Annotated in this window: 4 protein-coding genes; all 4 read left to right on the top strand. The window is 54.4% G+C overall.

Annotated elements, in window-relative coordinates:
* The first annotated feature begins 60 nt into the window (after positions 1-60).
* The 4 genes from ACFSSA_RS10740 to xerC all read left to right on the top strand — a co-directional run bounded on the left by ACFSSA_RS10740 (position 61) and on the right by xerC (position 8,381).
* Positions 61-4,065, top strand: a complete 4,005-nt coding sequence (locus ACFSSA_RS10740) for an RHS repeat-associated core domain-containing protein (protein WP_386820451.1) — start codon at positions 61-63, stop codon at positions 4,063-4,065.
* Complete coding sequence (locus ACFSSA_RS10745; protein ID WP_386820452.1) at positions 4,053-4,418, top strand: hypothetical protein; 366 nt, start codon at positions 4,053-4,055, stop codon at positions 4,416-4,418. Before ACFSSA_RS10740 ends, ACFSSA_RS10745 begins: the two co-directional genes overlap by 13 nt.
* 1,140 nt (positions 4,419-5,558) lie before the next feature.
* On the top strand, positions 5,559-7,127 hold the full coding sequence (locus ACFSSA_RS10750) for a DNA primase (protein ID WP_386820453.1): 1,569 nt from the start codon (positions 5,559-5,561) through the stop codon (positions 7,125-7,127).
* Between the two features lie 177 nt (positions 7,128-7,304).
* Positions 7,305-8,381 (top strand): site-specific tyrosine recombinase XerC, encoded by a 1,077-nt coding sequence (gene xerC / locus ACFSSA_RS10755; RefSeq protein ID WP_386820454.1) that lies wholly within the window; start codon positions 7,305-7,307, stop codon positions 8,379-8,381.
* Positions 8,382-9,291: the final 910 nt, after the last annotated feature.

Raw genomic sequence — 9,291 nt, forward strand, 5'->3', positions numbered from 1 at the left:
CCGCCCCTCTCCTTAGACAAACACCAGCCACGTTAGCTCTAGTTTAGAACTGTCCAGAAAATGGGGTCAGGCCACTATGGCTATGATCCGAATACATCTGTCGGCTTCGTCATCGAGGAACGGGATGACGTCACCGGGAATCTTGTTGCCAGCGTGCGGTGGGACGGTGGGCATATCCCCAAGCTCGTTTATCCAAACGGCAAGATCAACCGTTTCGAGTACCAAAACGGTTTGATGAAGCGATCAATCAACTCCTTTGGAAATCCGACTGACTACACTTATGATGCCAACGGATTTCTTGCCTCGACTAACGACCCCTTGGGACGGATCACCACCTTCACTAATGACTCTAATGGTTTGCTGCTAAGCACCACTACACCGGAAGGCTCTGTGACCACTCTCACCCGAGATTTGGACGGGCATGTGATTTCGGAGAACAAGAATGGTAACGTCACCAGCTATACTTTGGAGCCGGTTACGAAGCGTAAATTGCGCACTGATTATCCTGATGGCACTTATGAAGCGTGGACATACAATAGCCTAGGGCAGAAACTCACTCATCGTTTCGCCAATGGAAGCATTGAATCATGGTCCTATGACTCTAATGATCTTCTCGCACAGTATACGGATGCCGCTGGCATGGTCACGACCTACGGCTATGACGCATTGGAGCGTCTCGCTAGCGAAACGCGGAATCTCGATTCTAGCACTGCTTATACTACCAGCTACGAATATGACGACCGCGGTCTCATCCTGAAAACAACCCACCCTGACGGAACATTTGTGCAGCACACCTATGATGACTATGGCAATCGTATAGCGACACTTGATGAGCGTGCGCAGCTAACTCTTTGGACTTACGATTCGCTTAGCCGAAAAATTTCAGAAACGGATCCACGTGGAAACGTTACCACATTCGACTATAGTAGCACCCTTGGCGGCGGCTGTAGTTGCAATTTGACCGGCCAGCCCGTCACGATCACCTACCCTGATGGCACGGTCACACTGAATCAGTTCGATGTAGAGTGGCGGTTGCTTTCTACTACCGTTGCTCATGGCACCCCAGAGGCAAGCACTACCTCTTATTCTTACGATTTCGCAGGACAACGGACGAGCATGACCGATCCTAATGGTGTAATTACCACTTACACCTATGATTTAGATGGACGTCTCAGCAGTGTAATTCGTGCTGTGGGAACACCCATCGCCGTAACCACAATTTATGCCTATGACTTGGACGGCAATCGCATCTCCACTACAGAGGGATCAGGCAGCGCCATCGCTACAACGACTACAAATACCTACGATGAGATGAATCGCACCGTTAGCACCACTTCCGCTGCAGGGACAGGAATTGCATCTACCAAAAGCATGGCCTATAATAATCTTGGGCAGATGACAAGCTCCACTGATGCCTTAGGACGGGTAACCCAATACACTTACGATGCCGCAGGCAGGCCTCTTGATATCATACTTCCGGATGGAACTACCGGGCGAACCGCCTATGATTTGTTCGGTCGTAAGGTCGCTCAGATAGAAGCTCTCGGCCTTCCCATAGAGGCTGTAACCACCTATTCATACGACAGCCGGGATCGTGTTGTTTCCACGACTGATCCCACCGGCGTTACCAATTCCTCAACTTATGATGGAGGTGGCCTTGTCACCTCTGTCACTTCAGGTTTAGGTCGCACCATTACTTTCAATTACGACGAAAATGGAAACCGCACGACTACCGTCACCGCCGCTGGCACTGCGGAAGAGACTACTAGCATGGTCACCTATGATGTCCGAAATCGTCCCGTTGTAAACACCGATGGCGCAGGAAGTGTCACGACCACCACCTATGATCGTTTCAGCCGTACTACCAGCATCAGCGATGCGCTCGGAAATACAACGACATTCACTTATGACAAGAATGGGAACAGGCTCACTGTCACAGCCCCTGATGGGGTGACTACTTCGACTGCAATGTATGACGCCTTGAACAGACTGAAAACTGAAAAGGATGGAGCCAACAGAACCATAACTTACAACTATGATCTGCTTGGCCGCCCTATTTCATATACAGATGCGAAGGGTGCTACCTTTGTCTCCGCTTTCGACGCCCTGGGCAGGAAAATATCACGCACTGAGCCGGACGCCACCTCGCAAAGCTACACTTATGATGCGGCCAGCCGGCTTGTTACCCTTACCAAGGCAGATGGGGCAGTAATCACCAATCATTACGAGGTAACCACGCGTGATTTCCTCACGAAAATAAGCTACAGCAATGGTGAAACACCGCGCACTTATGTCTACGATGCTCTCGGCCGTATGAAGAGCGCCGCCAATGCCCATGCTACGGTTACACGAAACTACGATCTCTCCGGTCGCCAGACCTCGGAGAGTCAGTCTCTTTCCGGACTTGCAGGAGCGCAGGTGTTCTCGTATAGCTACGATATGGACGGCAACCTTTCCAGCCACACCCGCCCCGATGGGAGTCAGGTGGTTTATGCATGGAACGCGCGCAACCTGCTGGCCAGCATTACCTCGGATGCGCCGCCTCCACTTGCTACTTACAGCTACAATGGTCGCAACCAGATCACTGCTACCGTGGTGGAAAACGGGGTCTTCACTGCCACCCGCAGCTACGATGGAGCGGGACGCCTCACCGCCATTACGAACGGTGCCCTTGATTCCACCGCCTACACCCTCAGCGCCGATGGCCGCCGCACAGCCGCGAACCGAAATGGCAGCAGCGAAAGCTACGGATACGATGCCGCACGCCAAGTCACCACGGCAAGCCTTCCGCTAAGCGGCGCTACCCATAACAATAGCTACAGCTACGATGCCGCCGGAAACCGGAGCTCCGTACTGACCAACGGAATCACGACCAACTATACGGCAAACCTTGTCAACGAATACACCGCAGTCAGCGCATTCGCGCCTCCGGTTTACGATGCAAATGGCAATGCGACATCTTATCCGGTTCTTGCTCCCGGTTCCGGCGGAGTCGTTGGTGCGGCTCTCACATGGGATATCAACAACCAGCTATCCGCTGCCAGTAGCGGTGGGGACCTCGCAAGTTACCAATACGACGCCTTGGGCCGCCGGACCAAGCGCACCGAAACACTAGGTGGAGTGACCAGCCAGACATGGTTCCTTACCAACGGCTGGAACGTGGAGCTGGAACATGATGGCAGCGATTATACCCGTCGCCACACATGGGGACTGGATCTTTCCGGCAGCGTGCAGGGAGCAGGCGGAGTGGGTGGTCTGATCATGGTCGAGCAATTACCGCCTGGCGGAGCTGCACCGGTTCCTAGTTTTCCGACCTACGATGGCAATGGAAACATCACCGCATGGGTCAATGCCAGCGGTAGCGTGATCGCCCGTCAAAGATATGATGCCTACGGAAATATTATCGAACAAATAGGCACGCCACCAAGCAACTATGGGTTCTCGACCAAACCGCAAGAGGCAGTCACGGGTCTCCTATACTATGGCTATCGCTATTATGATCCAGTGACGGGCAGGTGGCCATCCAGGGATCCGATCGGGGAAGAGGGTGGGATAAACCTGTATGCGTTCGTGGGGAATAATGGGGTCAATCAGTGGGATTACCTAGGTTGGCAAAGTTGTCCAGACGGCGAATGCTGCAAGGACGGAAAATGCGAAACTGACCCGTGTAAGAAGGGTTCTTTTACGGTGAGGCTCGGAAGTATTGATCTGAGATTACAGCTTCTCGAGGCTCTTTCAGATCAGACATACGGACAACCAGGCGGAACGCTACTAAATGGTCGCCCAGATGATTCCTGCTATAACCAAAATGCTCCGTTCATGATAAATCTAAATGTACCAGATTGCTGGGAATGTGAACTCGAAGCTGGTGAAAAACGATTTGGTGCAGATCATGTTTGGGTGAGGTGCAAGGCCAAAAATTGCCAAGACGAGGAGGTCGATGATTTGGTATTAGATTATTGGAGCGGAGCAAATAATAAACTGTATAAAAACTATCCATATCCTGGCACATTGCCTTATACGCCGCCTCCGAATACCGGATTTCGTCCAACATGTCCAAAGTAGGCGCTATGGGAGCACGGAAAATCAGTCAGATATCCTGTCTGCTCCTATTGGTTACGAGCTTTATTTTCGCCGTCAGTTGTAAGTCGAGAAAAGGCGAACATGTTCAAATATTCGCTGAAGCTAAACAGTTGCAGAACTCATTAAGAGGGACTGGGATTGTCACTAGAGAGGAGCTGCTGACACAAATTGATCGGGTCGAAGTTGATGGAATTCGACGCTGGAAGATCTCAATGAGGAAAAATATTTTAATAGAAAGCATTAAAGCTTATCGGGATTATAGAAATCCAAGCGAAATGGAAAAATTTATTTATTCAATAAATCGCGATTTTGATATTGTTCTAATTAATAAATAAATGGAGTCTTTTCGGGTTGATATTTTCCGGTAGTTCGCCTAATAGTGGCAGCCAACCGCAGAGGCCGTGCCAACCGGTGAGAAATCATGTATCGGCTCGGAGCTTCTATTTCGGGTCAGGTGTCGCATTTTAACATTTTTCGGGCAAAGACCTGTCGGGTAATCGGGCAAAACCAACCTCCAGAGCAAACCCCGCTCCCGTCACGCCATCTGCTTTTGGGGGAGGGCTTGCGCTTCGCGGTATGTTCAAAATCCCCCAAGGCAGATGTCGCGCCGTCCGCTCGCGCGCAGTTGTTTCGCGGGGCGGTCACGGCGTTCCGGCCTTCCCTCAGCGGCTCGTATCCTCGCCACATCTTCCAGGTCTCCAGCCGCGCCCTTCGCCGTGCAGACCCGCCCGCCGTGCGCTCCCCTGTCCCGGAACACCGGGCCAGCCGCGCCCGGCCACCCGCCCCAGTTTTGCCGCCGTTCGGCAAGCTCTCTTTGCGTCAAAACTGGAGCGGGTTCGGGCTGGCATCCGCTCCGGTGTGGGGGTGACGGTGGGCCCAATCGTCCACCTGCGGTGATTTGTTTTGGGTGCTCACCCCCACACCTGCGCTAGGGTTTGTTTTTAGGTTTGGTTGGGGGGTCGGAAGCATCAGAGCAAAAGAGCCGCGATCCAACAGATTTGCCTCCCGTTGGTCAGGAAGTGTTCAGGCGGCCTACGGTGCGGCAGAGTGTTCCGGGTGAATATCCGCCTCCCCAGACTCCGCTCCGCTACGCCCTCCACACACTGCCACCCCTCCGGCCTCCGCAAGCGGCAGCGAACTTTCCTGAATGGTGCTTCGTCGGAGTTTTCCATTTCATCGGAGCGCATTCCTCGCACAGCTCCGCGCCCCGCCTCCATGCCGTGTTGCGTTCGTTCCTCACTCCACACCGCATTCCAGCCCCCCGTGCCGCCTCCGGTCGCTACGGCATCAAGCGTTGTCCTCGTCATTCCCGGCGCTTCCGCGTTCGTTCCTCACTTGTGCAGCTTGGTCATTCCTGCGGGAACGCTTGACGCCGCGCCCTACGGCGGCAAGAGCAGCTATCGTTTGTTTTCCAAAAACAAACTTCGCCCAACTTCCGGAAGAGCAACTTTTCAGCGGCTAAAGAAGGGAAGGTTTTGGCCAACCCTACGAAGCCCGAATCGACTTTGGAGAAGGTCGGGGATTTCCACCAAGTCGCCTTTCGGAGCCGTGAATACCGCATTGGCGGACTCGATAAAAACAACAGCCTCGAAGTCCTCAAAATCACCCTCCGCATCTCCTGCGAAGGCCTGATGCACGTGGACAGCCTCGACCTCTACCGGGACGGCGACCGCCGCAAGTTCATCGACCGCGCCGCCGAGGAAACCACCCTCGAAAAGGACTTGCTCAAACGCGACCTGGGAAAACTCCTCCTCATCCTCGAACAAGCCCAGGAACAACGCCTCAACAGCAAAACACCATCCGACGACGTCCGCCCCATGACCATTGAGGAACGCACCGCCGCCCTCGAACTACTACGTTCACCCGACTTGCTCGAACGCATCACCACGAACTACGCCGCCGCCGGAGTCGTCGGCGAGAAAACCAATCTCCTTGCCGCCTACCTCGCCGCCACCAGCCGCAAGTTGAAACGCCCCCTGGCCATCATCATCCAAAGCACATCCGCCGCCGGGAAATCCACCCTCATGGATACCGTGCTGAGCTTTTTCCCCGACGAGGAACAAGTGAAATACTCAGCCATGACAGGCCAGAGCCTCTACTACCTCGGCGAGTCCAACCTCAAACACAAGATCCTCGCCATCGTCGAAGAGGAAGGCGCAGAGAAAGCCAGCTACGCCCTAAAACTCCTGCAATCCGAAGGCGAGCTGACAATCGCCTCCACCGGAAAAGACCCGCACAGCGGTAGGATGGAAACGCAGGAATACCACGTGGAAGGGCCGGTAATGATCATCCTCACAACCACCGCCATCGACATCGACGAGGAGCTGATGAACCGCTGCCTGGTCCTCACCGTCGATGAATCCACCGCCCAGACCGAGCGCATCCACGCCCTCCAGCGCGAAGCCCGCACCATCGAAGGCATCCTGCAAAACGAGCACAGAAAAGATATTGTGAACCTCATGCAGAACGCCCAACGCCTCATCGCCCCCATGCGAATCGCCAACCCCTTCGCCCGTCATTTGACCTTCACCACAGGCCGCACAAGAACCCGCCGCGACCACGAGAAATACCTCACCCTCATCGACACCATCGCCCTTTTACACCAGCACCAGCGCGAGCCGATCAAACACCAGATCGCAGGCCGTGAAATCGAAATGCTGCCCGTCACCATCGAGGACATCGAAGCCGCCAACCGCATCGCCCCCGAAGTCCTGGGCCGAAGCCTCGACGAACTCCCGCCCCAAACCAGCCGCTTGTTAGAAAGCATCAAAACCCTCATCCGCGCCAAGATGAAAGCCGAGAAGATCGAGCAGAGAATTTCCCTTTTTAGCCGCCGTGAGTTGCGCGAGAAAACCGGCTGGAGCGAGACCCAAACCCGGCTCCATCTCGAACGCCTCGAAGCCATGGAATACGTACACCGGCGCAATGGAAAACAGGGAAGCCTTTGCCGCTACGAACTGCTCACCGCCGCCGGAGAACCCGAGGGAAGCTGGCAGGTCGGCCTGATCGACATTGCCAAGCTGAGGAAGAAAAAGGGCGCGTGAACCTGCACCTACGTTGCCAGCTTCGCGGGGGAAAAGGGAAGCTTCGCGCCCCCTTCGCCGAACCCACCCCGCGAAGTTCAAACCCTTGTGAAATATGGCTCTAAAGGAAACTTCGCCGCTTCGCCGGAACCGCACATCTGGAGCCGAAAACCCAATCCATCGTAACCGCAGAAAACCATGCCCCGCAAAAAAGGAAAAAAAGGATACAAAGCCACCCACCGCTTGCGCCAGCGCGACAAGGACAAACGCGGCGGCAACGCCGCCCAGAACCTCCCCAGCGGCGAAGCCGGAAGCCTCGCCCAGCTCGCCGAGAGCTACTTGGAAAACCTCGCCGTGCGCAACTACACCGCCGACACCATCGAAGGCCGCCGCGACGCTTTGAAAGTCTTCCTTCTCTGGGTGGTCGAGCGCGAACTACTGGAACTATCGGAGATCACCAAGCCCATCCTCGAAAGCTACCAGCGCCACCTCTGGCGGTGGCGCAAGACCAACGGCAAGCCGCTGGGCATCAGCACCCAAAGAAGCCGCCTGGGAACCGTGAAAGACTTCTTCGCACACCTGGTCAAACAGAACCACCTCCCGGCCAACCCAGCCAGCGAGCTTGAAATGCCGCGCCCCGAAAAATGCCTCCCACAGGAATCCCTGAGCCTCCAAGAGGTGAAACAGCTTCTCAACGTCCCCGACACCACCGACCCGCTAGGCCTCCGGGACCGCTCCATTTTAGAAACCTTCTACAGCACCGGCATGAGAAGGGGCGAACTCGCCAAGCTCGAACTCCACGACCTCAACCGCGACCGCCAGACCATCCGGCTCCGCCAAGGCAAAGGCCACAAGGATCGCGTCGTGCCAGTAGGCACCCGCGCCCTCAAATGGCTGGAAAGATACCTCGACGAAACGCGCCCGAAACTCCTCATCGATCCCAACGAAAAAGCCCTGTTCGTCACCAGCTACGGCGAGGCGTTCAACCCCGACGTCCTCAGCCGCATGGTCAGCAAGTTCATCAAGCGGGCGGAGATCACCAAGCCGGGAAGCTGCCACATCCTGCGGCACTCATGCGCCACGCACATGCTCGAAGGCGGGGCCGACATCCGCTTCATCCAGCAGCTCCTGGGCCACGAAAAGCTAGAAACCACGGCGATTTACACGCACGTAAGCATCGAGCAGCTCAAAGCCGTCCACAGCAAAACCCACCCCGCCGAGAAGCCGCCGGAACCGCGTCCGGACGATCAGGAAAACGATACGGGAAACGCCTGAAAAACCTTCTTTCTTTAGCCGCCGAAAGCCGCTAGAAGCTTCTCTGAAAGTGGCTTACTACCTGTCAGAACCCGCGCCCGGCGCGAGCGACCCCACCGCGAAAAACCGCGTCTGGGATTTTTTTGGCGAACCCTCAAATCAGCGTCCGAAAAATCGCCGCCAATCCTTGCAACCGCGTCGGAAAAACCGCCCATGCAGCTACAAAACCGCGTCGGGTATCCCTTATTGGCCATCGAGGGATCCGATTGAGGAAGCGGGTGGAATAAACCTGTACGCCTTCGTGGGGAATGATGGGGTGAATCAGTGGGATTATCTTGGAATGTGCAAAGACGACTCCAATGGTTGGAGAATCACCGATTTAGGCCTTGAAGTAATGTCTCTAGATGAGATGAACCCTCAGCAGCCCGATATAAACAAAGCATCCCGATGGCATTTTAAGCAGGTTAAGAAAGGGGCACGAGACTTTGACGATACAACACTGAAATGGGCGTACGGCGTCGAGGTCTCTCTTACTTATGAATGTTGTATATGCACGAACGGCGAACACTCTTGGGGAGGTGGTGATACACTCACTGACAGCGATGACACTCCTCGAGAACGTTCGGATGCACAAAGTAGAGGTGTGGAATTAAGGAAGTCTCTGGTGGATGAAATATCTTGCGACTAGTCATTATGATAATAATGAATTCATATATAGCAATCTTTTTGGCTATTATTATATGCAATGGATGTAAAAACAAAGGAGATACCCTAACTGAATTGCAGCAGATACGATCGTATCAAAATGATTTACGATTTGACGTGTTGACGGATTTACGGTTTCGCTTAAGAAGCGAAAAATGTAGTACTGATGACTTGCGTAAGTACTTCGATATGGCCTGACCCCGTTTTCTGGACAGTTCTAAACTAG

The sequence above is a fragment of the Luteolibacter algae genome (genome assembly GCF_042683045.1).
In the GTDB taxonomy this organism is placed as follows: Bacteria; Verrucomicrobiota; Verrucomicrobiia; order Verrucomicrobiales; family Akkermansiaceae; genus Luteolibacter; species Luteolibacter algae.